The sequence below is a fragment of the Aeromicrobium senzhongii genome, assembly GCF_014334735.1.
GTDB classification, from domain to species: domain Bacteria; phylum Actinomycetota; class Actinomycetes; order Propionibacteriales; family Nocardioidaceae; genus Aeromicrobium; species Aeromicrobium senzhongii.
In genome coordinates this window covers 1,936,862-1,962,172 of sequence record NZ_CP060587.1, presented here as the reverse complement: position 1 = coordinate 1,962,172, position 25,311 = coordinate 1,936,862, and the positions used below count along the sequence as shown (strand labels likewise).

Genomic DNA, 25,311 nt, shown 5'->3' with positions numbered 1-25,311 from the left:
CAGTGGCCGCTATGCCCAGCACGTCCCTCGGCCCCACCGGTCGCCCGATGCCCGACCTCCCGGAGCCCGGCCCCCGAGCGACTCAGGCCCCCGCCGTCGTCATCTCGATGTGCAACCAGAAAGGTGGCGTCGGCAAGACCACGACGACCATCAACCTCGGTGCCGCACTGGCCGAGACCGGCCGCCGCGTCCTGCTCGTCGACTTCGATCCGCAGGGCTCCCTGACGGTCGGACTGGGCTACAACGCCCACGAGATCGAGCAGAGCATCTACCACGTGCTGATGGACCGTGAGCTCTCCATGAAGGAGATCATCATGGAGACGTCCGTCAAGAACCTGGACCTCGTGCCGGCCAACATCGACCTCTCGGCGGCCGAGATGCGCCTGGTCACCGAGGTCGGCCGCGAGCAGGTCCTGGCGCGTGCCCTGCGCGACGTCCGCGGCGACTACGACGTGATCCTGATCGACTGCCAGCCCTCGCTCGGCCTGTTGACGGTCAACGCCCTCACCGCGTCCGACGGCGTGATCGTGCCGCTGGAGTGCGAGTACTTCGCCCTGCGCGGCGTGGCGCTGCTCAACGAGACGATCGAGAAGGTCCGTGACCGCACGAACTTCGACCTCAAGGTCATCGGCCTGCTCGGCACGATGTTCGACAGCCGCACCCTGCACGGCCGCGAGGTCCTGCAGACGCTCGTCGACGGCTGGGGCGACGCCGTGTTCCACACCGTCATCCGCCGCACGGTGAAGTTCTCCGACTCCACCGTCGCCGGCGAGCCGATCACCGAGTACGCCCCCACCTCGCCCGGTGCCGAGGCCTACCGGCAGCTGGCCAAGGAGGTGCTGCAGCGGTGTCCCGGCGCGTGAACCTGCCCGGGGCGGACGAGCTGTTCCGGCCCACCGTGCCCAGTGGCCGTCGCGACCAGGACCCGCCCGCCGTGCCTCCGGCCGGCAGCGGCCGGGTCAAGCACGACGAGAAGATGACCGTCTACCTCACCAGCGACGAGCTCCTGGCGATCGAGCAGGCGCGTCTGGAGCTGCGGTCCGTGCTGGGCCGCAAGGTGGACCGCGGCCGGCTGGTGCGTGCGGCGATCGCCGGTGCGCTCGCCGACCTCGAGACCCGCGGGGCGGACAGCGAGCTCGCCCGTCGCCTCGGCGAGGAATGAGCTCCTCGGTGTCCGTCGCAGAGTCGGCGTCCACCGACGCCCCCGACGCCGGCTTCTCGGTGACCCTGGGCAACTTCGAGGGTCCCTTCGACCTGCTCCTGCAGTTGATCTCCAAGCACCAGCTCGACATCACCGAGGTCGCGCTGTCGGTCGTGACGTCGGACTTCATCGCCTACACCCGCGAGCTCGAGGACGACCTCGAGCAGACGACGAACTTCCTGCTGATCGCCGCGACCCTGCTGGACCTGAAGACCGCGCGGCTGCTGCCGCAGGCCGAGGTCGAGGACGAGGAGGACCTCGCCTTGCTGGAGGCGCGCGACCTGCTCTTCGCCCGGCTCATGCAGTACCGCGCGTTCAAGACGGTGGCGGCGATCCTCGCCGAGCGCTTCGAGAACCAGCAACTGCGTCACCCGCGTGCCGTCACGCTCGAGCCGCGCTTCGCGACGCTGCTGCCCGAGGTCGAGATCCGCGCCACGGCGCAGGACCTCGCCGACCTCGCCGCCGCCGCCCTGGCGCCCAAGCAGGTGCCGCTGGTCAACCTGGCCCACCTCCACGCTCCGTCGGTCAGCGTCCGGGAACAGGCCCACCTCGTGGTCGACCGGTTGCGTCGCGAACGCTCGCTGACCTTCCGGGCGATCACCCAGGACGCGCCCGACGGCCAGACCAAGGTGGCGCGGTTCCTGGCGCTGCTGGAGTTGTTCCGCGAGGGCATGCTGTCGTTCGAGCAGGCCGTCCCGCTGGGGGAGTTGACCGTCCGGTGGACGGGTTCGGACGACGGCGACATCGACGTGGGGGACGAGTTCGACGAGCCGGGGCCTGCGGACGAGGAAACCGAGCAGGCTACGCAGACAGTGACCGTGGATGAGACGACCGGAAGTGACGATGACCGAGACTGACCAGCAGGGGTTCACCGAGCCGGACGAGCCGGTGCAGAACCCGGTCGAGCCCGAACGAGCGCCGGTCGAGCTGCGCCCCGCCCTCGAGGCCGTGCTGATGATCGCCGACGAGCCGCTGGAGCACCTCGTGCTGGCGCAGGCCGTCGGGCGCCCGCCCGCCGAGGTGGAGCAGGCGCTACGCGACCTCGCCGCCGAGTACACCGAGCAGGGCCGGGGCTTCGAGCTGCGCGAGCTGGCCGGCGGGTGGCGGTTCTACAGCCGCGAGGAGTACGCCGACGTCGTCGCCGCGTTCGTGCTCGAGGGCCAGCAGGCCAAGCTCAGCCAGGCGGCGCTCGAGACGCTCGCGGTCGTGGCCTACCGCCAGCCGATCAGCCGCTCGCGGATCTCCGCGATCCGTGGCGTGAACGTCGACGGCGTCGTGCGCACGCTCGTGACGCGAGGGCTCATCACGGAGCTCGGCCACGACGGCGAGTCGGGCGCGATCTTGTACGGCACGACGAACTATTTCCTCGAGCGCATGGGGCTCAGCAGCCTGGACGAGCTGCCCGAGCTGGCGCCGATGCTCCCCGACCTGGCCGACCTCGACAGCGAGCTCGAGCGGGTCGCGCAGGAGACCGCCGAGCGCGAGGCCGTGCCGGAGGACCAGGTGCCGGCCGTCGCCGATGCGCCGGCCGCGACCGAAGGCGGCGACCGTGGCTGAGCCGATCCGTCTGCAGAAGGTCCTGGCGGCCGCCGGGGTCGCCAGCCGGCGCCGTTGCGAGGAGCTCATGGTGGCCGGGCGCGTCGAGGTCAACGGCGAGGTCGTGACCCAGCTCGGCGCGCGCGTCGACCCGACCTCCGACATCGTGCGCGTCGACGGCAAGCGCATCCCGCCGCCGTCGGACCATGCCTACGTGCTGCTCAACAAGCCGCGAGGGATCGTCAGCTCGATGGCCGACGAGCAGGGCCGGCCCGACCTGACCGGACTGCTCGGTGACCGCGACGACCGGCTGTTCCACGTCGGTCGGCTCGACACGGACACCTCGGGCCTGCTGCTGCTGACGAACGACGGCGACCTGGCGCACCGACTGGCCCATCCGTCCTTCGAGGTCACGAAGACGTACGTGGCGCTCGTCGACGGCACGGTCGCGAACTCGATCGGGCGCACGCTGCGCGCGGGCGTCGAGCTCGAGGACGGCGTCACCGTCGTCGACCGGTTCGTGGTCCGTGACCGCAGCCGCGGCAAGAGCCTGGTCGAGCTCGACCTGCACAGTGGCAAGAACCGGATCGTGCGGCGCCTGCTCGATGCCGTCGGCCATCCGGTGATCGAGCTGACGCGCACCGCGTTCGGGCCGCTGCGACTGGGCGACCTTCGGTCGGGTGCCATGCGCGACCTGTCGCGCGAAGAGCTCGGAGCGCTCTTCGATAGCGTGGAGGCATGAGTGCCCCCTTGCCCGATGCCGTCGTCCCGGGCCCGGTACTCGTCATCGGCTGTGGCCTGATCGGCACGTCCGTCGCCCTGGCGCTGCGTGACCTCGACGTGCCGGTCCACCTGCGTGACGCCAGTGCGTCCCACCTCGAGATCGCGGCGTCCGTCGGTGCCGGATCGCCCGATCCCGTCGAGTCCCCGGCGCTGGTCGTCGTCGCCGTTCCGCCGGCCGCGGTCGTCGAGACGGTCCGGTCGGCGCTCGCCGAGTTCCCGCAGGCCGTCGTCACGGACGTCGCGAGCGTGAAGGGCTCGATCTGCGCCGAGGTCACCGACCCGCGCTTCGTCGGCGGCCACCCCATGGCCGGCAAGGAGCGCTCCGGGCCGATGGCCGCGTCGGGCCTGCTCTTCGAGGGACGCGCCTGGGCCGTCGTGCCCACCGAGGGCACCGACCCCGACGCCGTGGCTCTCGTCGAGCGCGTCGCCACGTCGGTCGGTGCCGTGGTCCGCCGGATGGACGCGGCGTCGCACGACCGGGCCGTCGCCCTCGTCTCGCACGTGCCGCACCTGGTGTCGTCGCTGACGGCCGGTCTGCTGACCGAGGCGCCCACCGACGACCTCGCCCTCGCGGGCCAAGGACTGCGTGACGTCATCCGCATCGCGGGCAGCGACCGTGGCCTGTGGGTCGACATCATCGGCAGCAACGCCGGTCAGGTCGGCGACATCCTCGACGACCTCGCGGCTCGACTGGACGACCTCCGGGCCGCCGTGCGTGCCGGGGACGGATCCGTCGCCGAGCACCTCGATCGTGGCCGTGACGGCGTGAGCCGCGTCCCGGGCAAGCACGGCGAGCAGCCGACCGCCCTCGGGGTCGTCTTCGTGTCCATCGACGACACCCCCGGCGAGCTGTCGCGCCTGTTCTCCGACATCGGCGCCGCGGGCGTCAACATCGAGGACATGCGCATCGATCACGAGCTCGGGCGCCTCGTCGGCGTCGTCGAGGTCGTGGTGCAGGCCGCCGCCGCCGACGTACTTCACACCGCACTGATCGAACGCGGCTGGGCCGCGTTCCGCTGAGGAGATCCATGACCGACGTCATCGCCATCGACGGCCCCTCCGGGTCCGGCAAGTCCAGCACCTCCCGCGGGGTCGCCTCGCGGCTGGGCTACGCGTATCTGGACACCGGTGCGATGTACCGCGCCATGACCTGGGCGCTGCTCCAGCGCGGGGTGGACGTCCACGACGCCGATGCCGTCGCTGCGGCGGCCCACGAGGTCGTCCTGACCTCGGGCACGGACCCCGCCGGCCCGACGATCGCCGCCGACGGTGTCGACGTGTCCGGCCCCATCCGCGGGGACGAGGTCACCTCGGCGGTGAGCCCCGTCGCGACGGTTCCCGAGGTGCGCGAGCTCCTCGTGTCGCTGCAGCGCGAGGCGATCGCCCGGGCGACCGGGGGCATCGTCGTCGAGGGTCGCGACATCGGCACCGTCGTGGCGCCGGACGCCGGCCTGAAGATCTACCTCGTGGCCGACCCTGTCGCCCGGGCGAAGCGGCGTGCCGCCGAGCTCGGAGTCGAGGACGCCGATGCGATGCGCGAGGCCCTGGCCCGCCGTGACGCGATCGACTCCAACCGCGCCGCCTCGCCCCTGGCGCAAGCCGACGACGCCGTCGTCGTGGACGGCACGGACCTCACGCTCGACCAGGTCATCGACCACATCGTCGCCCTCGCGCAGCAGTGAGGAGGGGCGCGCGGGTGGCACCGGCCGCCTGCGCGTGAGCCGGATTGGATCACGGCTGCCCTGTCTGGCAGAATGAGTGATTGCGTCCGGAATCGGTGTGGCCCTCTCACCCGCCGACCCCGGCCCTCGATGAAGACCGGGCATGCCCCACATGTCGGGTCGCCGTCACCACAGCTCAACACACCAAGGAGACACCACACTCGTGGCAGTCAAGATTCGCCTCAAGCGGATGGGCAAGATCCGCACGCCGTTCTACCGCATCGTCGTCGCCGACAGCCGCACCAAGCGTGACGGTCGCGTCATCGAGGAGATCGGCACGTACAACCCCAAGACCGATCCGTCGACGATCAACGTCGACACCGAGCGCGCCCAGTACTGGCTCGGCGTCGGCGCCCAGCCGACCGAGGCCGTCGCGGCGATCCTCAAGCTCACCGGTGACATCGGTGGCGAGTCGACCCTCAAGCAGCCCGAGCCGAAGGCCGACAAGGCCGAGCTCTTCAACGCTGCTCTGAAGGACCTGCACGCCGAGCCGAAGAAGTCGGCCACCACCAAGGCCAAGAAGTCCGAGGCCAAGGCTGACGACGCCCCCGCCGAGGAGACCAAGGCCGAGGAGACCCCGGCCGAGGAGACCCCCGCCGCGGACACGAAGGCCGACGAGGCCTGATCATGGCCGCACCCATGCAGGAGGTCGTCGAGCACCTCGTCGCCGGCATCGTCGACAACCCCGACGAGGTCAGCGTCCGCCCCAAGCAGACGCGACGCGGCGAGCTGTTCGAGGTTCGGGTCAACCCGAACGACCTCGGCAAGGTCATCGGTCGCCAGGGCCGCACGGCCACGGCGATCCGCACCGTCGCATCGGCCATCGCCGGTGCCGACGGCGCGCGGATCGACTTCGTGGACGTCGACCGGCGCAGCTGAACCCGAGATGAGAGTCGTCGTCGGCCGTATCGGCCGTGCCCACGGGATCCGTGGCGACGTCACCGTCGATCCCAGGACCGACGAGCCCGACCGGCGTTTCGCCCCGGGCTCGTCGGTCCTGTGTCGTGGTGGCGAGCTGACGATCACCGCCAGCCGCGAGCACTCCGGCCGCCTGCTGGTCACGTTCGCCGAGGTCCCCGACCGCACCGCGGCCGAGGGCCTGCACGGGGCGATCCTCGAGGTCGAGGTCGACCCCGATGAGATCCCCGAGGACGAGGACGCCTACTACGACCGTCAGCTCCTGGGGCTGTCGGTCGTCGTCGCGGGCGAGACGATTGGCACGGTCGTCGAGGTCCTGCACCTGCCGGCCCACGACACCCTGGTGCTCGATCTGGACGGACGCACCGTCCAGGTGCCCTTCGTCGAGGCCCTCGTGCCCGAGGTCGATCTCGAGGCCGGCACCGTGACGGTCGAGGACCGTCCCGGATTGTTGAACCCCGAGGAAGCGGACGAGGTCCGCTAGTGCGCATCGACGCGCTCTCGATCTTCCCCGACTACTTCTCGCCGCTGGACCTGTCCCTGCCGGGCAAGGCGCGGCGTTCCGGACTGGTCGACTTCCGCGCCCACGACCTGCGCGACTGGACTCACGACCGTCACCGCACCGTCGACGACACCCCGTACGGCGGGGGCGCCGGCATGGTCATGCGCCCCGAGCCGTGGGGCGAAGCCCTCGACGCCGTGTGCACCGACGAGGCCGTGCTGATCGTCCCCACGCCGTCGGGCGCCCCGTTCACCCACGCCGATGCCGTGCAGCTGTCCGGCGCCGAGCACCTCGTGTTCGCGTGTGGCCGGTACGAGGGCATCGACCAGCGGGTCATCGACCACGCCGCCACGCGGTGGCAGGTCCGTGAGATCTCCCTGGGCGACTTCGTCGTCAACGGGGGAGAGGTGGCCGCACTGGCCATCATCGAGGCCGTCGTGCGCCTGCTGCCGGGGTTCATGGGCAACCCCGAGTCGCTGGCCGAGGAGTCGCACGCCGACGGCCTGCTCGAGTACCCGGTGTACACCAAGCCCTCCCACTGGCGCGGCCTGGACGTGCCCGAGATCCTCCTGTCGGGCGATCACGGCCGCATCGCGGCGTGGCGGCGTGAGCAGTCGCAACTCAGGACGCAGCAACGTCGCCCCGATTTAACACGCGACGACCTCGGGTAACACGCTCGTAACGGCTGAGGTGCCGTCACGTAATCGCAGGTGAGCAGTATCGGTGACGCGCCACGGCAAGGGAGCCCCGGCGCTTTCCACGTGTTACCTACTGCGAAGAGGTTGATATGGAACCCGGGACGATTTGGCTGCTGATCTGCGCAGCCCTTGTTCTCTTCATGACGCCGGGTCTGGCGTTCTTCTACGGCGGCCTCGTCAAGGCCCAGAGCGTCATCTCGATGATGATGCTGAGCTTCGGCGCCATGGGCTTGGTCTTCGTGCTGTGGATCCTCTACGGCTTCAACATGGGCTCGGCCGGCGAGTCCGACCTCATCGACGGCTGGCTGGCGAACCCGTTCTCGGACTTCGCCCTGCAGGACCTCGCGACCAGTGACGGCGCGTCCGGTCTGGCCGGTGTGGCCTTCGGTTCGACCTTCGCCGTGATCACGACCGCACTGATCTCGGGTGCCGTCGCCGACCGCGCGCGGTTCTTCCCGTGGATGCTCTTCTCCGGTCTGTGGGCCACGATCGTCTACTTCCCGTCCCAGGGCTGGGTGTGGGGCTTCGACGACGACGGACTCACCGGTTGGATCGGCACGCTCGAGATCGGTGACGCGGTCCCGATCGACTGGGCCGGTGGCACGGTCGTCCACATCAGCGCCGGCGCCGCGGCCTTCGCCCTGGCGCTCGTGCTCGGCAAGCGCACGGTCGGCTTCAGCAAGGCGGACGCCGAGCCGCACAACGTTCCGCTGGTCCTCATCGGCGCCGCGATCTTGTGGTTCGGCTGGTTCGGCTTCAACACCGGTGCCGCCGTCGACGTCAACACCGCCGCGATCATCTTCCTCAACACGATCGCCGCTCCGGCAGCGGGCATCTTGGGCTACATCGTCGTCGAGCACTTCAAGGACGGGAAGCCGACCGCCGTCGGCGCCGCCTCGGGCATCGTCGCCGGCCTGGTCGCGATCACGCCGTCCGCCGCCAACCTGACGCCGTTCTGGGCCATCGTCCTGGGCCTGTTCGCCGGTGCGGTCTGCTGCTTCGCGATCGACCTCAAGTACAAGCTCGGCTACGACGACTCGCTCGACGTGGTCGGCCTGCACCTGGTGGCCGGCTTCATCGGCTGCCTGTACCTGGGCTTCTTCGCCACGGACACGGGCCTGTTCACCGGCGGCGACCTCGACCAGCTGATCGCGCAGATCATCCCGGCCGTCTTCGTCGCGGTGTTCTCCTTCGCGGTGGCCTTCGGCCTCGGCAAGGCGATCGACGCCACGGTCGGCTTCCGCGTCACGGAGGAGGAGGAGGTCGCCGGTCTGGACAACATCCTGCACGGCGGCGCCGCCTACAAGTTCGACTGATCACGTGTCACCGGCGCCCCGTCCCCGATTTCCTCGGGGGCGGGGCGCTGTGGCATCATTGACTGCTGGTGCCGGTCGACTCTGCCACGAGGGAGTCTCCTCAGCGCACCACCCGAATTCTTCGAGCAACACCGACATCCGCCAGGTGACTTGTGGCACCGGCGAGGAGAGAACATGACGAACGTCATCGACCAGATCGCAGCGCAGAGCAAGCGTGACGACATCCCCGAGTTCCGGGCGGGCGACACCCTCAAGGTGCACGTCAACATCGTCGAGGGCAACCGCTCGCGCGTCCAGATGTTCCAGGGCGTCTGCATCAAGGTGCAGGGCTCGGGCATCGGCCGTACCTTCACCGTCCGCAAGGTCAGCTTCGGCGTCGGCGTCGAGCGTACGTTCCCGCTCCACTCGCCCGTGATCGAGAAGATCGAGATCTTCAGCCGCGGCGACGTCCGTCGCGCCAAGCTGTACTACCTGCGCAACCTGCGCGGCAAGGCCGCCAAGATCAAGGAGAAGCGCGAGATCTGATCTCCCGTCTCCGCGACGACCCCGTTCCTGTCCAGGAGCGGGGTCGTTGCCGTTCGCTGGCTAGGATCTCGGCGTGACCGACGAGACCTCCCGCGGGCGGCGTGTGCCGTGGTGGCTCGAGGTCCCGCTCTTCGTCGTGGCCACCCTGGTGCTCGCGCTGGTCGTGAAGGCGTTGCTCTTCCAGGCGTTCGTCATTCCGTCGAGCTCGATGGTCCCGACGCTGGCCGAGCAGGACAAGATCGTCGTCCAGAAGTGGTCGTACTGGGCGGGGGAGCCCCAGCGCGGCGACGTCGTCGTGTTCAAGGACCCGGGGCAGTGGCTCTCCGACGTCGATCCGCCCTCGCCGTGGCAACGAGCGCTGCAGGCGGTGGGCCTGTCGCCGGCCGGGGGACACCTGGTCAAGCGCGTCATCGGCGTCGCCGGTGACGAGGTGCGGTGCTGCGACGCCGAGGGCCGCACCCTGGTCAACGGGGAGCCCATCGACGAGCCCTACCTGGCCGATGCGCAGGACAACGCCGAGCGGACGTTCCAGGTGACTGTTCCGCGCGGGCGGCTCTGGGTCCAGGGGGACAACCGGGGGAACTCCAAGGACTCGCGCCTGCACGTCGACGACGCCGGCGAGGGCTTCGTGCCTGTCGATCTGGTGGTCGGCCGACTGTGGTGGCGGGTCTGGCCGCTGGACCGCTTCGGAGGGGTCGGGGGCACCGACGCGTTCGAGCGCGTACCGCGTCCGTGACGCGGCCCCCGTTGCCCGGTTCGCTTCCGCCCAGCCGGTAGGCTCATCTGGTGCCCGAGGAGAAACGTCAACTGCCGTTGTGGCAGGAATCCCTCCTCCTGGTCGCCACGGCCCTGGTCCTGGCGCTGATCGTCAAGACCTTCTTCTTCCAGGCGTTCTACATCCCGTCGGACTCGATGGTCCCGACGATGGTCCAGGACGACAAGCTCCTGGTCGAGAAGTGGTCCTACTGGTCCGGCGGTCCCGAGCGGGGCGACATCGTCGTCTTCCGCGACCCGGGCAACTGGCTGGGCCCCGATGTCGACGAGTCGTCCAACGGCGTGCAGCGTGCCCTCGAGGTCGTGGGGCTCTTCCCGTCCGGTGGACACCTGATCAAGCGGGTCATCGGCGTCGGCGGCGATCGCGTCGTGTGCTGCGACGAGCAGGGACGCACCACGGTCAACGGCGAGCCGGTCGACGAGCCCTACCTGGCCGACCAGGAGATGAACGCCGACCAGACCTTCGACGTCAAGGTGCCGAAGGGCTACCTGTGGGTCCAGGGCGACAACCGCGGGAACTCGGCCGACTCCCGTGCTCATCTCGGTGAGCCCGGGGGAGGGTTCATTCCTGACGACGACGTGGTCGGCAAGGCATGGTTGAGGGTGTGGCCGCTCAATCGCTTCGGACTGATCAAGGACTCGAACGCGTTCGACGAGGTTCCGTGACCTCGGCGCCGACCCTGCGCGTCGAGCGCCGGCTGCTGCGCGAGGGCCGCACGGCCCTGGCGTGCAGCGACGAGGTCGGGCGCGGAGCACTCTGCGGCCCGGTCACGATCGGCATGGTCGTCGTGACCGAGCAGACCCGCACCGCACCGCAGGGCGTCCGCGACAGCAAGCTGCTCACTCCGCAGGCCCGCGAGGCGCTGGTCCCCAAGATCCGCCGCTGGGCACCGGTCCACGGCGTCGGTCACGCCAGCCCCGCCGAGATCGACGAGTACGGCATCATCGCCGCGATGCGACTGGCCGGCCACCGTGCCCTGGCCCAGCTGACCGTGCGCCCCGACGCGGTGCTCCTGGACGGCAACCACGACTACCTCAGAGTTCCCGATCAGTCCGCCCTCTTCGGGCCGCCCGACCTGATCGACGACCTGCCGCCGGTCATCACCATGATCAAGGCCGACATGCGGTGCGCCGCCGTCGCGGCAGCCAGCATTCTGGCCAAGACGACGCGCGACGCGATGATGGTCGAGCTGTCGGCCCAGCACCCCGAGTACGGCTGGCACCTGAACAAGGGGTACTCGGCGCCCGAGCACATCGCTGCGCTCGCGCAGCACGGACCGACGGTCCACCATCGCCGCTCCTGGTCGTTGCCCGGATGCGAGCCACGACCCGAAGCGGTCGTCACGATGACCGACACGACGCGAGAGGCGGTGGCCGGATGAGCGCCGAGGACCTGGAACGGTACGAGAACGAGATGGAGCTCTCGCTGTACCGCGAGTACCGCGACGTCGTGTCGATCTTCAAGTACGTGGTCGAGACCGACCGGCGCCTCTACCTGTGCAACGCGGTCGACGTGAAGGTGCGGTCGGAGTCCGGTGACGCCTACTTCGAGGTGACCATGGCCGACGCCTGGGTGTGGGACATCTACCGTCCGGCCCGCTTCGCCAAGAACGTCAAGGTGCTGACGTTCAAGGACGTCAACGTCGAGGAGCTCCAGGACTCCGACGTCAAGCTCCCTCCCTCCTGACGGCCATGTCGTCAGCACCCACCGCGGCCCCCGACGGCGCGCGGACGTTCGCCCACGTCCTGGTGAACACCCTCGTCGCCAACGTCACGACGAGCTTCCTGTGGTTCGCCCTGACCTTCTGGGTCTACCTCGAGACGCGGTCGGTCCTGGCCACCGGCATCGTCGGGGGCGCCTACATGCTGATGCTGGCGCTCTTCGCGATGCTCTTCGGCACGTTGGTCGACCGCCATCGCAAGCGCGCCGTGCTGGTCGGCTCGAGCCTCGTGACGATGGCGTCCTTCGCCGCGGCCGGGGCGCTCTACGCGGTGGTCGGGCCCGGAGCCATCGTCGACATGTCCGGTCCGTGGTTCTGGCTGTTCGCCGGCATCGTGCTGTTCGGCTCGGTCGTCGAGAGCATGCGCAACATCGCGCTGTCGACCCTCGTGACCCTGCTGGTCCCGCAGAACCGCCGGGACCGGGCCAACGGGCTGGTGGGCACGGTGCAGGGCATCGCCTTCATCGTCACCAGCGTCTTCAGCGGGCTGGCGATCGGCCAGCTGGGCATGGGGTGGACGCTGCTGATCGCCAACGTCCTGACGATCGCGACGCTGGTGCACCTGTTCTTCGTGCAGATCGCGGAGGACCGTCCCGAGTTCGCGGCGGACGCGGTCCCGACGGTGGACGTGCGGGGTGCGCTCGCGGCCATCGCGCTCGTGCCGGGGCTGTTCGCGCTCATCGTCCTGACCACCTTCAACAACCTGGTCTCGGGCGTCTTCATGGCACTCATGGACCCGTACGGGCTCACGCTCTTCACCGTCGAGCAGTGGGGGCTCATCTTCGGACTGGCCTCGACCGGGTTCATCCTCGGCGGTCTGATGATCGCCCGGTGGGGACTGGGCGCCAACCCGCTGCGCACGATGCTGTGGGTGCTGGTCGCGATGGGGGTCATCAACGCGACGTTCACCCTGCGGGAGTGGCCGTGGCTGTGCATCGGCGGCATCTGGCTGTTCCTGCTGCTGGTGCCGGCGGTCGAGGCCGCCGAGCAGACGATCATCCAGCGGGTCGTCCCGTTCCGCAGTCAGGGACGTGTCTTCGGATTCGCGCAGGCCTTCGAGTCGGCCGCTGCTCCGGTGACGGCGTTTCTCGTCGCGCCGATCGCGGAGTTCTGGGTCATCCCGCACCTCGACTCCGAGGCCGGAGCGCAGCAGTGGGCGTGGCTCGTGGGCCACGGCGACGCACGGGGGATCGCGCTGATCTTCTGGTTCGCGGGCCTGGTCATGGTGTTCCTGGCGCTGGCGGCCTTCGGGACCCGGGCGTACCGGATCCTGTCCGAGCGCTACCGCGACGGTGAGGTCGTCGCGGAATCCTCCGACCCCTGAGGTCCGTCCACAGTCCCGTGGCCCGGGGCCAGCGTGTCCACAGGCCCTCCGCAGAGCCTTCTCGGGGTCGCGCCGAGCCGGAAGGCTCGCCCCATGACCTACGCGCGCAACCAAGCCCTCGGTGCCTACGGCGAACGCATCGCCGCGGACCACCTCCGGGGTCTCGGCATGGTGATCCTGGCCCGCAACTGGACCTGCCACCACGGCGAGATCGACATCGTCGCCCGCGACGGGGACACGCTCGTGGTGTGCGAGGTCAAGACCCGGACCAGCACGAGTCACGGCACGGCACTCGAGTCGGTGACCGATCGCAAGCTCACCCAGTTGCGGCGCTCCCTCTCGCGGTGGCTGGACCTGCACCAGGTCCACCCGGACGGCGTCCGCATCGACGTCGTGACGGTGTGGGTGCCGCGCAGCGGGGGACCGCAGGTCGAGCGCATCGCCGGGGTGGCCTGATGGCGGCCATCGCATCGATCGCGCTCGACGGCCTCGCGGGTCGACCCGTCGAGGTCGAGGTGGACATCGCCTCGGGCCTCTCCGCCACCGTCGTGGTGGGCCTGGCCGACACGACCGTCAGCGAGGCCCGCAACCGGGTGCGCTCCGCCGTCGTGAACTCCGGGACGGCGTGGCCCGACACGCGCGTCACGATCAACCTCGCGCCGTCGAACCTGCCCAAGAGTGGTCCGCACTACGACCTCGCGATGGGGCTGGGGGTCTTCGTCGCCAAGTCGGTCGTACCGACCGAGGGGTTGGCGCGCACCGTGTTCCTCGGTGAGTTGGCGCTCGACGGACGACTGCGGGCGGTCCGCGGTGTCCTGCCGGCCACGCTCGCCGCGGCCGAGGCCGGTTTCGAGCGGGTCTTCGTCCCCGAGTCCAACCTCGCCGAGGCACGTCTCGTGCCCACCATCGAGGTGGTCGGGGTGCGCTCACTGCGCCAGGTCGTCGCGATGCTGCGCGGCGAGGAGGAGCCGGACGATCCGCCGGTGCCGCCCTTGGACGAGTCCGCCGATGCCGCCTGGAGCCGGGTGATCCCGTCCGGTCGGCTCGACCTGACCGATGTGGTCGGTCAGGACGACGCCTGCCTGGCCACGGTCATCGCCGCCAGCGGTGGCCACCACCTGCTCCTCACGGGCCCGCCGGGTGTCGGCAAGACGATGCTGGCGCAGCGCTTGCCCGCGCTGCTGCCCGATCTCGAGCCGGAGGACTCCCTCGAGGTCAGTGCGCTGCACTCGCTCGCCGGCGTGCTGCCGTCGGACGTGCCCATGCTCATCCGGCCCCCGTTCCTCGAGCCCCACCACACGGCCAGCGCCGCAGCGGTGGTGGGCGGCGGGAGTCGCGTGGTCCGCCCCGGTGCCATGTCGTTGGCCCATCACGGGGTGCTGTTCCTCGACGAGGCTCCCGAGTTCGCCATCAACGTGCTCGAGGCGCTGCGCCAGCCGCTCGAGAGCGGACAGGTCGTGGTCTCGCGCTCGGCTCAGACGGCGGTGTTCCCGGCTCGCTTCCAACTCGTCCTGGCCACCAACCCGTGTCCGTGCGGACACGCCGGATCGGTCATGCAGCGGTGTGAGTGCTCGGCGGCCACCCGCCGTCGGTACGCCGATCGTCTGTCCGGGCCGATCCGCGACCGGATCGACATCCACCGCACCCTGGTCGAGCCGTCCCGGCGCGAGCTCGTCCACGGACTCGGCGCCCGTCCCGCGATGGCCGACCTGGCGGCTCGGGTCGCCGAGGCCCGCGCTCGTCAGCGGCGGCGTCTGGCGGGCACCCCGTGGCGCGTCAACGCGGCCGTCCCCGGAGTGGACCTGCGCAAGGGGTGGCCGGCCGAGGAGGAGGGAACCCGGTTGCTCGAGCACCAGGTGCGCGGGCACAAGGTCACCCCGCGCTCAGCCGATCGGGTCCTGCGGCTCGCCTGGAGCATCGCCGACCTGTGCGGCCACGACCGGCCGACGATCGACGACGTGCAGACGGCGCTGGACCTGCGCCGGGGCAGCCCGATCGGCGGAGACGTCGCGCGACTCCTGGAGGCCGCGTGACCAGGAGTCCCACCCGCGCCGCGATGATGCTCTCGCTCGTGGCCGAGGCGGGCGATCCCCGGCTCGTGACGTGGCGCGAGCGCTGCGACCCCCTCGAGCTGTGGCAGTCCGTCGTGCGCGGTGGCGCCGAGATCCCGGACCGGTGGCATGACGGCGCGGCGGCCGCGCCGCGGCAGGCGGACGCCGCCTTGCGCCGGGCCGACGTGGTCGGGGCGCGGTGGGTCGTCCCGGGCTCGCCGGGATGGCCCGTGGCCCTGGATGACCTCGACCAGCTCGAGGGCATCGGACAGGTCACCGGGGCCCCGCTGGGGCTGTGGGTTCGCGGCGGCGGTGACCTCACGTCGATCGCCTCGGCGCCGATCGCGGTCGTCGGGGCACGTGGGTGCACGACGTACGGGGCCGAGGCCGCCAGCGACATCGCCGCCGACTGCGCCGACCAGGGTCACGCCGTCATCAGCGGCGCTGCCTTCGGGATCGATGCGTGCGCCCACCGCGGCGCCCTGCTCGGCGGTGGTCCCACCGTCGCGGTGATGGCCTGCGGCGTCGACGTCGACTACCCGCGCGCCCACGCCGCACTGCTGCGACGCATCGCGGAGGAGGGCCTCGTGATCAGTGAGTTCCCACCCGGCGCGCAACCGCAGCGGCACCGCTTCCTCGTACGCAACCGGATCATCGCGGCCCTGAGCGTCGGGGTGGTGGTCGTGGAGGCGGCCGGGCGCAGCGGATCGCTCAACACGCTGCACTGGGCCGACCAGCTGGGACGCACGACCATGGCGGTCCCTGGACCGATCACGGCGCAGGCGTCCTGTGGAACGCATCGGGCAATCCGCGAGGGCAAGGCGCTGCTCGTCACCTCGGGCCGCGACGTCGTGGCCGACACGTTCGGCCTGGTCGACGACGGGCTGCCGCACGTGGGCCCGGCCGCGCGGCGGGTCTGGGTGCGGCTCGAGGCGGAACCGCAGCCGGCCGAGCAGATCGCCTCGGCACTGCGTCTCAGTCCTGTCGCGGTCCATCGGGCCCTGCGCGAGTTGCGCGGGCACGGCGTGGTGTCGGTCACGGAGGCCGGATGGTCTCGCGACATCACGGGTCCCACCGAACCCGGGCGGGTAGGTTGATACCCGTGAACGAATGGTCGGCGATGGATCCCGCTGAGGCGGATGAGGTCTTCGCCCACTGGGAGCGGACGTACAGTTCCCGCGACGGAGTCTGGTCCGGTCACGTGAACGTCGCGCTGGCACGGGTCGCTGCCGACCTGACGCCGGGCACGGCTCTGGACCTCGGTGCGGGAGAGGGCGGGGACGCCCTGTGGCTGGCCGAGCGGGGGTGGGACGTCACCGGCATCGACATCTCGCCGACGGCCCTGGCCCGGGCCGAGGTGGCCGCCGAGCGTGCCGGCCTGAGCGAGCGAGTCACGTGGGTCGCCGCGGACCTCGACACCTGGTCCTCGCCGCGACGATTCGATCTCGTGACCGCCTCGTTCCTGCAGTCGCCGGTCCGGCTGGACCGGGCCCGGATCCTGCGGTCCGCCGCGGGTCGCGTCGCCGAGGGCGGGCACCTGTTGGTCATCGCCCATGCCGAGGCGCCGCCGTGGGCCCATGACCACGAGCATGAGCACGCACCCGTCGACGCCGCGGACTTCCCGTCGCCGGCGGACGATCTGCAGATGCTGGACCTGCCGGCCGACTCCTGGCGCACGGTGATCGCCGAGGTCCGTGACCGGCGCGCGTTCGCGCCGAACGGTGACGAGGTCGTGCTCCGGGACAGCGTCCTGCTGCTGCAGCGCACCTGAGCGACGGCGACCGCCTCAGGTGTGCAGCGGTCGGTCCGACGCGCGGCCGTGACCGAGTTGCTCCAGCGCGTGGTCGATGAACCCCTCGAGCACCTCGAGACCCTCGCGCACGGCCCCCGTCGACCCGGCGAGGTTGACCACCAGGGTCGTTCCACTGATGCCAGCCGTGCCTCGTGAGAGGGCGGCGTGCGGCGTCGTGAGCAGGCCACGGGCCCGGATCGCCTCGGCGATCCCCGGCGCGGGGCGGTCGATGATCGCGGCGGTCGCCTCCGGAGCGTGGTCGTCCGCCGTGAGGCCGGTGCCGCCGGTGGTCAGCACCAGAGCGCATCGCTCGTCGACGAGTCGGCGCAGCACGGCCTCGACCTCGGGACCGTCCGGCACCACGTGCGGCCCGGTGACGTCGAAGCCGTGGGCCCGTCCCCAGTCGGCGATCCGGGGTCCCGTGAGGTCCTCGCGCCGGCCGTCCGCGGCACGCGTCGAGGAGACCACGACCCCGAGCCGACGCCGGGCCGACTCAGTCATCGCGTTCCCAGTCGTGCGTGCCGCCCGACTTGGACTCGACCCGGACCGACTCGATCACGGCGGTCGCGTCGACGGCCTTGACCATGTCGAACAAGGTCAGCGCGGCGACGCTGACCGCGGTGAGCGCCTCCATCTCAACGCCCGTGGGCGCGGTGGTGGCGACGGTCGCCTCGATGTGGACGGCGTCCGCCAGGGCGCGGAAGTCGATCGTGATCGCCGAGAGCGGCAGCGGATGGCACATCGGCACGAGGAACGGCGTCTGCTTGGCGGCGAGGATTCCCGCGATCCGGGCCGTCGCGAGTGCCTCGCCCTTCGGGAGGTCGCCGGCCATGATCCGGGCGACCACGTCGGCACGCGTACGCAGCCGTCCCGAGGCCCTGGCCTCGCGCCGCGTCGTGGCCTTGCCGGACACGTCGACCATGTGCGCGCTGCCATCGGCGCGGTAGTGCGACAGTCCCGCGTCGCCGGCTCCCTCACTCATGCGATCCTCCACCACTCCACGGTATCCCCGGCGTCGCATGCCGTGACGTTCTCGGGCACGAGGACCAGCAGCTCGGCCCGCGCGTAGGAGACGGGCAGGTGCGATCCTGCCGCACCGACGAGACTCACGCTGCCGTCGGGCTGCAGCCGGCCGCGCCGGACCTGCAGGCGGCCCGGCGGCGAGGTGAGCGGCTCTGCCAGGGGCCCGGTCCCGGACGGGCGCTGGGCGATGCGCCCGGCCGCCCGGGCCAGAGGGGGGCGCAGGAACAGCTCGAACGAGACCAGGACGCTGACCGGGTTGCCCGGCAGGCACACGACCGGCACCACCCGGTCGTCGTGGTGCCACGCCGCCAGGCCCTGGGGTCCGCCGGGCTGCACCGCGACGTGGTCGAACCATGCGCCCGGACGGGGCTCGAGCACCTGACGCACCACCTCGCGGGTCCCGGCGCTGACACCGCCGGTCGTGACGATGAGGTCGGTCTGCGGCGCCAACCGGTCCAGGAGCGCCTCGAGCTCTCCCGGGTCGTCCGGCACGAGGTGTGCGCTCGCCTCCAGCCCGAGCTCGTGGGCGTGGGCGAGCAGGACGCGCGAATTCGAGTCCGGGACCGCGCCGCTGACCAGTTCCGCGCCGGTGGCGACGATCGCCAGTCTCAGGGCAGGGGCGACCTCGACAGTGTCGATGCCGGCCACGACCAGGGCGCCGACAGCCGCGGGGTGCAGGGGAGCGCCGGCCTCCAGGACGGCCTCGCCTTCCCGGACGTCGGTGCCGCGTCCTCGGACGAACGTGCCGGACGCGACGGGCTCGGTGAACTCGACGAGGGCGCCTCCGTCGACGGGTCCGAACTCACCGGACCGCGTCCTCTCCACCGGGACGACGGCGTCCGCGCCCGGGGGCAGCGGCGCGCCGGTCATGATCGGTGCGACGGTGCCGGGAGCGAGTCGCGGGGGAGCGGCATCGCCCGCGACGACGTGCGCGACGGTCGGCAGAGCCACCGGAGCCTCTCCCGCGCGCGCCAGGTCGGCCGCATGCACGGCGAACCCGTCCATCTGGCTGTTGTCGAACCCGGGGACGTCGAGACGGGAGACGGCCGGCGCCGCGAGTCGGCCGGAGAGGGCGGCGGTCACGGGCTGCTCGACGGGTCGGTCCTGCGCTCGCCGGTGCGCGGCACGCGAGATCATCGCAGCGACCTCACGGGCGTGCTCGTCGACCGATCTGCTCATCTCGACTCCTGTCGATGTCGCATCTGAGCCGATAACATCGATTTCATGGCTCAGGTGCGGATTTTAGACGCCGCGGACTTCCTCGGTGTCAGCACCGACACCGTACGCCGACTGGTCACCGCCGGCCGACTGCCCGCGGACAAGGACGCCTCGGGCCGCACGGTGGTGGACGGGCGTGCCCTGGCGGAGTACGTGCGGGCCGAGGGCCGGTCCGTCACGGACCCGACCGCCGTGCGCAGGTCGGCACGCAACCGGTTCGTCGGGATCGTCACCGAGGTGATCAGCGACCGCGTCATGTCCCAGGTCGAGCTGCAGTGTGGTCCCCACCGGGTCGTCTCGCTGGTCAGTACCGAGTCGGTGCGCGAGCTGGGGCTCGAGCCCGGCGTCGTGGCGGTCGCGGTGGTCAAGGCGACGAACGTGGCGCTGGAGACCCCCGGCGGGGCCCCGTGAGGCGAGCACTCGCGGCTGCCGCGGCGGCGCTCGTGCTGTGGGGGACCGCCGCGTGTGGGGCGGGGAGTGCCGAGACGAACAGCCGCACGGTCACCGTGTTCGCCGCCGCCTCACTGGCTCCGGCGTTCACCGAGATCGCCCGGGACTTCGAGGACCGGCACGAGGGCGTGGACGTGCGGCTCTCCTTCGCGGGCTCGTCCGCCCTGGCCGCCCAGATCCTCGACGGCGCGCCGGCGGACGTGTTCGCGCCGGCGGACGAGCCCACGATGGCGCGGGTCCAGCAGGACAGCGTGGCCGAGCTGTCCCCGGTCGTCTTCGCCACCAACACCCTCGTGCTCGTGGTGCCGGCGGGCGACCCCGCCCGCATCACGTCGGTCGAGGACCTCTCCGACGAGGGGGTGAGGCTCGTCCTGTGCGCGGAGCAGGTGCCGTGCGGAGCGGCGTCGCGGCGGCTGCTCGAGGCCACCGGGACGCGCGTCGACCCGGTCAGCGAGGAGCAGTCCGTCTCCGACGTCCTGGGGAAGGTCACCGCCGGCCAGGCCGACGCGGGCCTCGTCTACCGCACCGATGCGCTGGCGGCGGGTGAGCGGGTGCGCAGCGTCGAGGTCCCCGGTGCCGCGGCGGTGGTGAACCGCTATCCGGTCGCCGCGCTGGGCGGGCCTGACCGATCCGCGCTGGCTGCGAAGTTCGTCGACTTCGTGTCCGGCGACGAGGCCCGGACGGTGCTCACCACCGCAGGTTTCGGGACACCGTGAAGCGCACCGACGTTCCCGCGTGGGTCATGGTGCCGGCCCTGGTCGGCCTCGCCCTGCTGGTCCTTCCGGTGGCGGGGCTGGTGCTGCGCGTCGAGTGGCGCGACTTCCTCTCGCTGGTGACGACCGAGGAGTCACGCGCGGCCCTCGGGCTGAGCCTGCGCACCGCGGCGGCCAGCACCGCGCTGTGCGTCGTCCTCGGTGTGCCGCTCGCCCTGGCGCTGGCCCGCTCGTCGGCGCGCTGGGCGTCGGTGGTGCGGGCGCTCGTGCTGCTGCCGCTGGTGCTGCCGCCCGTCGTCGGGGGCATCGCGCTGCTGGCGACGTTCGGCCGCCGGGGCTGGCTGGGTCAGCACCTGGAGGCCTTCGGGATCGAGATCGCCTTCACGACCGTCGCCGTCGTCCTGGCGCAGACGTTCGTCTCCCTGCCCTTCCTGGTGGTGACACTCGAAGGCGCCCTGCGTGCCGTCGATCCCGGCTATGCCGACGTGGCCGCGACCCTCGGAGCCGCGCCGTCGCGGGTGCTGTCGCGGGTCTCGCTCCCGCTCGTGGCGCCGGGACTGATCGCCGGCACCGTGCTGTCGTTCGCCCGTGCGCTGGGCGAGTTCGGCGCGACCGTGACCTTCGCCGGCAGCCTCCAGGGGGTCACCCGCGCGCTGCCCACCGAGATCTACCTGCAGCGTGAGGTGAACCCCGATGCCGCGATCGCGCTGTCCTTCCTGCTGGTGGCGGTGGCCCTCGTGGTGATCGCTCTGGTGCACCGTCCGGGGCGGTCCCCGTGGTGAGCCTCACCGCCCGGGTGGATGACCCGGGACGGGCGATGGCGCTGGAGATCGACGTGGCCGACGGCGAGACGCTGGCGGTCCTCGGCCCGAACGGAGCGGGGAAGTCGACGTTGCTCGCGACGGTCGCCGGGCTGTGGCGACCGGCCGACGGCCACGTGATGGCAGGGGAGCAGGTGCTGGCCGCGACGGGCGTGTGGGTGCCTCCGCACCGACGCTCGGTGGCGCTGCTGGGTCAGGCGCCTCGGCTGTTCCCTCATCTGACCGTGCGCGAGAACGTCGCGTTCGGCCCGCGGAGCCGAGGGCTGGCGGACGCGACGGTGCGCGGGGACGCCTGGCTCGACCGGGTGGGCGGTTCGGCGCTCGCCGATCGGCGCCCGCGCGAGCTCTCGGGTGGACAGGCCCAGCGCGTGGCGATCGCCCGGGCCCTGGCGGTCGAGCCGGACGTCGTCCTGCTGGACGAGCCGCTGGCCGCGCTCGACGTCGAGGCGGTGCCCGCGTTGCGGCGGCTGTTGCGGATGGTCCTGGAGGACACCACCACCGTGCTGGTGACGCACGATCCCCTGGATGCGCTGTCGCTCGCCGATCGGGCGGTCGTGGTCGAGTCCGGCCGGATCGTCCACGAGGGGCCGACGCGCGAGGTGCTGCTCCACCCGCGCAGCGCGTTCGGGGCGGCACTGGCCGGTGTGAACCTCGTCGAGGGAGTGGCGACGAGCGCGGACCGATTGCGCGCGGCAGACGGTCGGGAGTTGACGGGCATCGCCGTGACACCGCTGGCCGTCGGGGCGAGGGCCACCGCGACCTTCGCCCCGACGGCCGTGGCCGTGCACCGGGAGCGGCCGGCGGGCAGCCCGCGGAACGTCCTGCCGGGGACGGTCGGCGCGATCGAGTCCCGAGGTGCGACGTGCCGGATCGAGGTCTCCGGCTGGATCGCGGACGTCACCCCGGCTGCGGCGGCCGAGTTGCAGCTCGTCCCCGGTGACGACGTCTGGCTGAGCATCAAGGCCACGGAGGTCCGCCTGGACCCGGTGTGATCGTCGACAGCCGACGCGGAGACGATGCGGATGCTGTTGCACCGGACCGAGCCGGCACCGGCGCGGCGCCGCCCGCCGCGACCCACGTCCGTGGATCCGGGCCGAGGCGATGCGAGAGTGGGTCCGTGGGTGACTTCTCCGAGGCCTGGGCGCGCACGCTGGCCGACTACGAGCGGCACCTGTGCGAGGAGCGCGACCTGTCGGAGCACACGGTGCGGGCCTACCTGACCGACCTCGCGAGCCTGGCGGAGCACGCGACCTTGCTGCACGTGGCCGACCCGGCCGAGCTCACGATCCGGACGTTGCGCAGCTGGCTGGCGAACCTGCAGACGCGGGGTCGCGCGCGCACCACGATGGCCCGGCGCTCGACGGCCGCCCGGGTCTTCACGGCCTGGCTCGAGCGCACCGGTCGCGCGACGAGTGATGCCGGGGCCCTCCTGGCCGCTCCGAAGGCCCACCGCACGCTGCCCCCCGCGCTGAACCAGATCGACATGCGCGCCGTCGTCGACGCGATCGTGGACTCCGTCGAGGACGACGGTCCCACCGGTCTGCGGGACCTCGCGATCATCGAGATGCTCTGGGCGACCGGTGTCCGGGTGGGCGAGCTGGTGGGAGCCGACGTCGACGACCTCGACACGTCGCGCCGGGTGCTGCGCGTCCTGGGCAAGGGCGCCAAGGAGCGGATGGTCCCGTACGGCGTGCCCGCTGCCGACGCCCTGTCCGCCTGGCTGGAGCGGGGACGACCCGCGCTGGCCGTGGCCGGGAGCGGACCGGCGCTCTTCCTCGGTGCGCGGGGCGGACGGATCGACGCGCGGGTCGTGCGCCGCATCGTGCATGAGCGGGTCGCGGCGGTGCCCGACGCGCCCGACGTCGGTCCGCACGGCCTGCGCCACACGGCCGCCACCCATCTGCTCGAGGGCGGAGCCGACCTGCGGTCCGTGCAGGAGCTGCTGGGGCACGCCTCGATGGGGACGACGCAGATCTACACCCACGTGAGCGCCGACCGGCTGCGCGCGGCCTTCACCCAGGCTCACCCCCGCGCCTGACCCGCACCCGGACGGCCCAGCGGGTCGACGGGCCGTCCGTCGACGAGCCGCATGAAGTGCAGATGGCACCCGGTCGAGGCGCCCGTCGAGCCGACCCGCCCGACGACGGTGCCGGCCCCGATCCGCTCCCCGACGCGCACCGCGAGGGACGACAGGTGCGAGTAGGAGGTGACGGCGCCGGCCGCGTGGCGGATCTCGACCTGCAGGCCGTAGGCGCCGTTCGCGCCGGCACGACCGACCTGTCCGGCGCCCGCCGCCGGGACGGAGGTGCCGCACGGCGCGCCGATGTCGACGCCGTCGTGGAGCTTGCGCACGCCGGTGAGCGGATGGACGCGCATCCCGTAGGCGGAGGTCACAGGGCCGTCGAGGGGCAGGTCGCCGCCGACGAGGTCCGGTGGGTCGGGCGGCGTCCCCTCCGGATCGATCAACCGGTAGGAGCCGGACGTCGCCAGCAGGTCGGCCGGATCGAGGTACCGCTCGCCACGCAGCCGGCCGAGGTTCAGACAGGTCCGTCGGCACGACGGGTGGCCGCCCAGCAACCGGCCCAACGGCTGACCGGCGGTCACGGCGTCGCCGACGCGAACGGCGGGGGAGACCGGCTGGTAGGTGGACCGCTCGTCGCCGTGGGTGACGGTGATCGTCCAGATCCCGGCCACCCGACCGGCGAAGGTGACGCGCCCGGCGGCCACGGCCCGGACGGTCTGGCCGGCACGGCCGGGGATGTCGACGCCGCGGTGTCCGGCTCCGTAGTCCGACGCGGGTGGGTCGAAGGGGCGGTCGATCCGGTGGTCGCCCAGGGGCCACTGCCATGGCGAGGCGTGAGCGGGCGACGCGATCGCCATCACGAGGACGGTCAGCAGGAGCAGGCGGAGTCGGGCCATGAGGACGAGCCAAGCGCCCGGGAGTCCCCGGCGGAACCCGGCCGCCGACCCCTGTGGACGGGCCGATCGACGGCCCCGGCCGGTGTGGACGGCCCGCGCTTCGCCCTCCGGTGGTGCCGATTTCCTCGGGACGTGGGCCGTGCACTAGACTTGACCCATCTGCCTTCCGGGGCGGAAATTCGCGTGTCCTCTCCCGTGACGTGAGAACCGAACGGGGCGCGGCCCGGGTCCTGATTTTCGTCGGGTGGCCCGCGTCGGACACCAGGGCATCGTCGACCGGCGGTGCGTCAACTTGGTTTGAAAGGAAGTACGGCCATGGCCGTCGTCACCATGCGTCAGCTGCTCGAGAGCGGCGTTCACTTCGGGCACCAGACCCGTCGTTGGAACCCCAAGATGAAGCGATTCATCATGACCGAGCGCAACGGCATCTACATCATCGATCTGCAGCAGTCGCTGTCCTACATCGACTCGGCGTACGAGTTCGTCAAGAGCACCGTCGCCCGCGGCGGCACGATCCTGTTCGTCGGCACCAAGCGCCAGGCGCAGGAGCCCGTCGAGGAGCAGGCCAAGCGCGTGGGCATGCCCTACGTCAACCAGCGCTGGCTCGGCGGCATGCTGACCAACTACCAGACGATGTCGCAGCGTCTGCAGCGCATGAAGGAGCTCGAGGAGGTCGACTTCGACGACGTCGCGGGCTCCAACCGCACGAAGAAGGAACTCCTTCAGATGCGTCGCGAGTACATCAAGCTCAACCGCACCCTGGGCGGCATCCGCGACATGGGCCGCGTGCCCAACGCCGTGTGGATCGTCGACACCAAGAAGGAGCACCTCGCGGTCGACGAGGCCAAGAAGCTGAACATCCCGATCGTCGCGATCCTCGACACCAACTGCGATCCCGATGACGTCGACTACCCGATCCCGGGCAACGACGACGCGATCCGCTCGGTCGGCCTGCTGACGCGGGTCATCGCCGACGCCGTGGCCGATGGCCTCATGTCGCGTGGTGGCGCCAAGACCGGCGAGGAGACCCCGGGCCAGGAGCTCGGCGCCGAGGAGCCGCTGGCCGACTGGGAGAAGGAGCTGCTCGCCTCGAAGGCCGCCGCTCCCGCCGCTGAGGCCCCCACGGCCGACGCTGCTGAGGCGCCTGCTGCCGACGCCGCTGAGGCGCCTGCCGCCGAGGCCCCCGCTGCCGAGGCCCCCGCGGCCGACGCTGCTGAGGCTCCGGCCGCCGAGGCCCCCGCGGTCGAGACGCCCGCCCAGTCCTGAGCCATCCCTGACCATCTGCCGGCCCGACGTGACCCGTCG

General features: G+C 71.5%; 32 protein-coding genes. 28 read left to right on the top strand and 4 right to left on the bottom strand.

Features of this window, described 5'->3' with window-relative positions; translation table 11 throughout:
* The first annotated feature begins 11 nt into the window (after nucleotides 1–11).
* From H9L21_RS09755 to H9L21_RS09650, 22 genes are all read left to right on the top strand, one after another.
* Nucleotides 12–863 (top strand): ParA family protein, encoded by an 852-nt coding sequence (locus tag H9L21_RS09755; RefSeq protein ID WP_154594693.1) that lies wholly within the window; start codon nucleotides 12–14, stop codon nucleotides 861–863.
* Nucleotides 864–898: 35 nt separating this feature from the next.
* Nucleotides 899–1,162 carry a hypothetical protein gene (locus H9L21_RS09750; RefSeq protein ID WP_373681473.1) on the top strand — a complete coding sequence of 88 codons (264 nt, stop codon included), beginning with the start codon at nucleotides 899–901 and terminating at the stop codon, nucleotides 1,160–1,162.
* An 8-nt stretch (nucleotides 1,163–1,170) separates the two neighbouring features.
* On the top strand, nucleotides 1,171–2,058 hold the full coding sequence (locus H9L21_RS09745; RefSeq protein ID WP_373681466.1) for a segregation and condensation protein A: 888 nt from the start codon (nucleotides 1,171–1,173) through the stop codon (nucleotides 2,056–2,058).
* Nucleotides 2,045–2,758 (top strand): SMC-Scp complex subunit ScpB, encoded by a 714-nt coding sequence (gene scpB / locus H9L21_RS09740; protein WP_154594695.1) that lies wholly within the window; start codon nucleotides 2,045–2,047, stop codon nucleotides 2,756–2,758. Before H9L21_RS09745 ends, scpB begins: the two co-directional genes overlap by 14 nt.
* On the top strand, nucleotides 2,751–3,479 hold the full coding sequence (locus tag H9L21_RS09735) for a pseudouridine synthase (protein WP_255467026.1): 729 nt from the start codon (nucleotides 2,751–2,753) through the stop codon (nucleotides 3,477–3,479). Before scpB ends, H9L21_RS09735 begins: the two co-directional genes overlap by 8 nt.
* On the top strand, nucleotides 3,476–4,540 hold the full coding sequence (locus H9L21_RS09730; protein ID WP_154594697.1) for a prephenate dehydrogenase: 1,065 nt from the start codon (nucleotides 3,476–3,478) through the stop codon (nucleotides 4,538–4,540). The genes H9L21_RS09735 and H9L21_RS09730 overlap by 4 nt, the downstream gene beginning before the upstream one ends.
* A gap of 8 nt (nucleotides 4,541–4,548) precedes the next feature.
* Nucleotides 4,549–5,202, top strand: a complete 654-nt coding sequence (gene cmk, locus H9L21_RS09725) for a (d)CMP kinase (RefSeq protein WP_154594698.1) — start codon at nucleotides 4,549–4,551, stop codon at nucleotides 5,200–5,202.
* 202 nt (nucleotides 5,203–5,404) lie between these two features.
* Nucleotides 5,405–5,866 carry a 30S ribosomal protein S16 gene (gene rpsP / locus H9L21_RS09720; RefSeq protein ID WP_187411416.1) on the top strand — a complete coding sequence of 154 codons (462 nt, stop codon included), beginning with the start codon at nucleotides 5,405–5,407 and terminating at the stop codon, nucleotides 5,864–5,866.
* A 2-nt stretch (nucleotides 5,867–5,868) separates the two neighbouring features.
* Entirely contained in the window at nucleotides 5,869–6,120 is a 252-nt protein-coding gene (locus tag H9L21_RS09715) for an RNA-binding protein (RefSeq protein WP_154594699.1), read from the top strand.
* Nucleotides 6,121–6,127: 7 nt separating this feature from the next.
* Complete coding sequence (rimM, locus tag H9L21_RS09710) at nucleotides 6,128–6,643, top strand: ribosome maturation factor RimM (protein WP_154594700.1); 516 nt, start codon at nucleotides 6,128–6,130, stop codon at nucleotides 6,641–6,643.
* Nucleotides 6,643–7,332, top strand: a complete 690-nt coding sequence (gene trmD, locus H9L21_RS09705) for a tRNA (guanosine(37)-N1)-methyltransferase TrmD (protein WP_187411415.1) — start codon at nucleotides 6,643–6,645, stop codon at nucleotides 7,330–7,332. Before rimM ends, trmD begins: the two co-directional genes overlap by 1 nt.
* A 116-nt stretch (nucleotides 7,333–7,448) precedes the next feature.
* A complete protein-coding gene (locus H9L21_RS09700; protein ID WP_154594701.1) occupies nucleotides 7,449–8,675 on the top strand; it encodes an ammonium transporter in 1,227 nt (408 codons plus the stop codon).
* A 174-nt stretch (nucleotides 8,676–8,849) separates the two neighbouring features.
* On the top strand, nucleotides 8,850–9,200 hold the full coding sequence (gene rplS, locus H9L21_RS09695; protein WP_154594702.1) for a 50S ribosomal protein L19: 351 nt from the start codon (nucleotides 8,850–8,852) through the stop codon (nucleotides 9,198–9,200).
* A 73-nt stretch (nucleotides 9,201–9,273) separates the two neighbouring features.
* Entirely contained in the window at nucleotides 9,274–9,936 is a 663-nt protein-coding gene (gene lepB, locus H9L21_RS09690; RefSeq protein WP_154594703.1) for a signal peptidase I, read from the top strand.
* Between the two features lie 50 nt (nucleotides 9,937–9,986).
* A complete protein-coding gene (gene lepB / locus H9L21_RS09685; RefSeq protein WP_255467025.1) occupies nucleotides 9,987–10,640 on the top strand; it encodes a signal peptidase I in 654 nt (217 codons plus the stop codon).
* Nucleotides 10,637–11,356 (top strand): ribonuclease HII, encoded by a 720-nt coding sequence (gene rnhB / locus H9L21_RS09680; RefSeq protein WP_222865760.1) that lies wholly within the window; start codon nucleotides 10,637–10,639, stop codon nucleotides 11,354–11,356. The genes lepB (H9L21_RS09685) and rnhB overlap by 4 nt, the downstream gene beginning before the upstream one ends.
* Nucleotides 11,353–11,661, top strand: a complete 309-nt coding sequence (locus H9L21_RS09675) for a DUF2469 domain-containing protein (RefSeq protein WP_154594705.1) — start codon at nucleotides 11,353–11,355, stop codon at nucleotides 11,659–11,661. The genes rnhB and H9L21_RS09675 overlap by 4 nt, the downstream gene beginning before the upstream one ends.
* 5 nt (nucleotides 11,662–11,666) lie before the next feature.
* Entirely contained in the window at nucleotides 11,667–13,019 is a 1,353-nt protein-coding gene (locus tag H9L21_RS09670) for an MFS transporter (RefSeq protein ID WP_154594706.1), read from the top strand.
* A gap of 93 nt (nucleotides 13,020–13,112) precedes the next feature.
* Nucleotides 13,113–13,475 (top strand): YraN family protein, encoded by a 363-nt coding sequence (locus tag H9L21_RS09665; RefSeq protein WP_154594707.1) that lies wholly within the window; start codon nucleotides 13,113–13,115, stop codon nucleotides 13,473–13,475.
* Nucleotides 13,475–15,052: a YifB family Mg chelatase-like AAA ATPase gene (locus H9L21_RS09660; RefSeq protein ID WP_187411414.1), complete on the top strand. Its 1,578-nt coding sequence runs from the start codon at nucleotides 13,475–13,477 to the stop codon at nucleotides 15,050–15,052. Before H9L21_RS09665 ends, H9L21_RS09660 begins: the two co-directional genes overlap by 1 nt.
* Nucleotides 15,049–16,167 (top strand): DNA-processing protein DprA, encoded by a 1,119-nt coding sequence (dprA, locus tag H9L21_RS09655; RefSeq protein WP_154594708.1) that lies wholly within the window; start codon nucleotides 15,049–15,051, stop codon nucleotides 16,165–16,167. Before H9L21_RS09660 ends, dprA begins: the two co-directional genes overlap by 4 nt.
* Before the next feature lie 5 nt (nucleotides 16,168–16,172).
* Nucleotides 16,173–16,841 carry a class I SAM-dependent methyltransferase gene (locus H9L21_RS09650; protein ID WP_222865759.1) on the top strand — a complete coding sequence of 223 codons (669 nt, stop codon included), beginning with the start codon at nucleotides 16,173–16,175 and terminating at the stop codon, nucleotides 16,839–16,841.
* Between the two features lie 15 nt (nucleotides 16,842–16,856).
* Here the strand turns inward: H9L21_RS09650 and H9L21_RS09645 are convergent, their stop codons facing one another.
* The 3 genes from H9L21_RS09645 to H9L21_RS09635 are packed head-to-tail and all read right to left on the bottom strand — an operon-like array spanning nucleotide 16,857 to nucleotide 19,064.
* Nucleotides 16,857–17,363 (bottom strand): MogA/MoaB family molybdenum cofactor biosynthesis protein, encoded by a 507-nt coding sequence (locus tag H9L21_RS09645; RefSeq protein WP_154594709.1) that lies wholly within the window; start codon nucleotides 17,361–17,363, stop codon nucleotides 16,857–16,859.
* A complete protein-coding gene (gene moaC / locus H9L21_RS09640; RefSeq protein ID WP_154594710.1) occupies nucleotides 17,356–17,844 on the bottom strand; it encodes a cyclic pyranopterin monophosphate synthase MoaC in 489 nt (162 codons plus the stop codon). Before moaC ends, H9L21_RS09645 begins: the two co-directional genes overlap by 8 nt.
* Nucleotides 17,841–19,064, bottom strand: coding sequence for a molybdopterin molybdotransferase MoeA (locus H9L21_RS09635; RefSeq protein WP_154594711.1), 1,224 nt, complete (start codon nucleotides 19,062–19,064; stop codon nucleotides 17,841–17,843). The genes moaC and H9L21_RS09635 overlap by 4 nt, the downstream gene beginning before the upstream one ends.
* A gap of 45 nt (nucleotides 19,065–19,109) precedes the next feature.
* On the opposite strand from H9L21_RS09635, the gene H9L21_RS09630 reads away from it, so the two are divergent.
* The 5 genes from H9L21_RS09630 to H9L21_RS09610 all read left to right on the top strand — a co-directional run bounded on the left by H9L21_RS09630 (nucleotide 19,110) and on the right by H9L21_RS09610 (nucleotide 23,125).
* Complete coding sequence (locus H9L21_RS09630) at nucleotides 19,110–19,514, top strand: TOBE domain-containing protein (protein ID WP_154594712.1); 405 nt, start codon at nucleotides 19,110–19,112, stop codon at nucleotides 19,512–19,514.
* Nucleotides 19,511–20,269 carry a molybdate ABC transporter substrate-binding protein gene (modA, locus tag H9L21_RS09625; protein WP_187411413.1) on the top strand — a complete coding sequence of 253 codons (759 nt, stop codon included), beginning with the start codon at nucleotides 19,511–19,513 and terminating at the stop codon, nucleotides 20,267–20,269. Before H9L21_RS09630 ends, modA begins: the two co-directional genes overlap by 4 nt.
* Nucleotides 20,266–21,048, top strand: coding sequence for an ABC transporter permease (locus tag H9L21_RS09620; RefSeq protein ID WP_255467024.1), 783 nt, complete (start codon nucleotides 20,266–20,268; stop codon nucleotides 21,046–21,048). Before modA ends, H9L21_RS09620 begins: the two co-directional genes overlap by 4 nt.
* On the top strand, nucleotides 21,045–22,079 hold the full coding sequence (locus H9L21_RS09615) for a sulfate/molybdate ABC transporter ATP-binding protein (RefSeq protein WP_255467023.1): 1,035 nt from the start codon (nucleotides 21,045–21,047) through the stop codon (nucleotides 22,077–22,079). The genes H9L21_RS09620 and H9L21_RS09615 overlap by 4 nt, the downstream gene beginning before the upstream one ends.
* Nucleotides 22,080–22,204: 125 nt before the next feature.
* Complete coding sequence (locus H9L21_RS09610) at nucleotides 22,205–23,125, top strand: tyrosine recombinase XerC (protein ID WP_187411412.1); 921 nt, start codon at nucleotides 22,205–22,207, stop codon at nucleotides 23,123–23,125.
* On the opposite strand, the gene H9L21_RS09605 is transcribed toward H9L21_RS09610, so the two are convergent.
* A complete protein-coding gene (locus tag H9L21_RS09605; RefSeq protein ID WP_154594713.1) occupies nucleotides 23,110–24,006 on the bottom strand; it encodes a peptidoglycan DD-metalloendopeptidase family protein in 897 nt (298 codons plus the stop codon). The genes H9L21_RS09610 and H9L21_RS09605 overlap by 16 nt on opposite strands.
* Nucleotides 24,007–24,321: 315 nt before the next feature.
* Between H9L21_RS09605 and rpsB the strand changes: the two genes are divergently transcribed.
* Nucleotides 24,322–25,272: a 30S ribosomal protein S2 gene (rpsB, locus tag H9L21_RS09600; protein WP_154594714.1), complete on the top strand. Its 951-nt coding sequence runs from the start codon at nucleotides 24,322–24,324 to the stop codon at nucleotides 25,270–25,272.
* Nucleotides 25,273–25,311 lie beyond the last annotated feature (39 nt).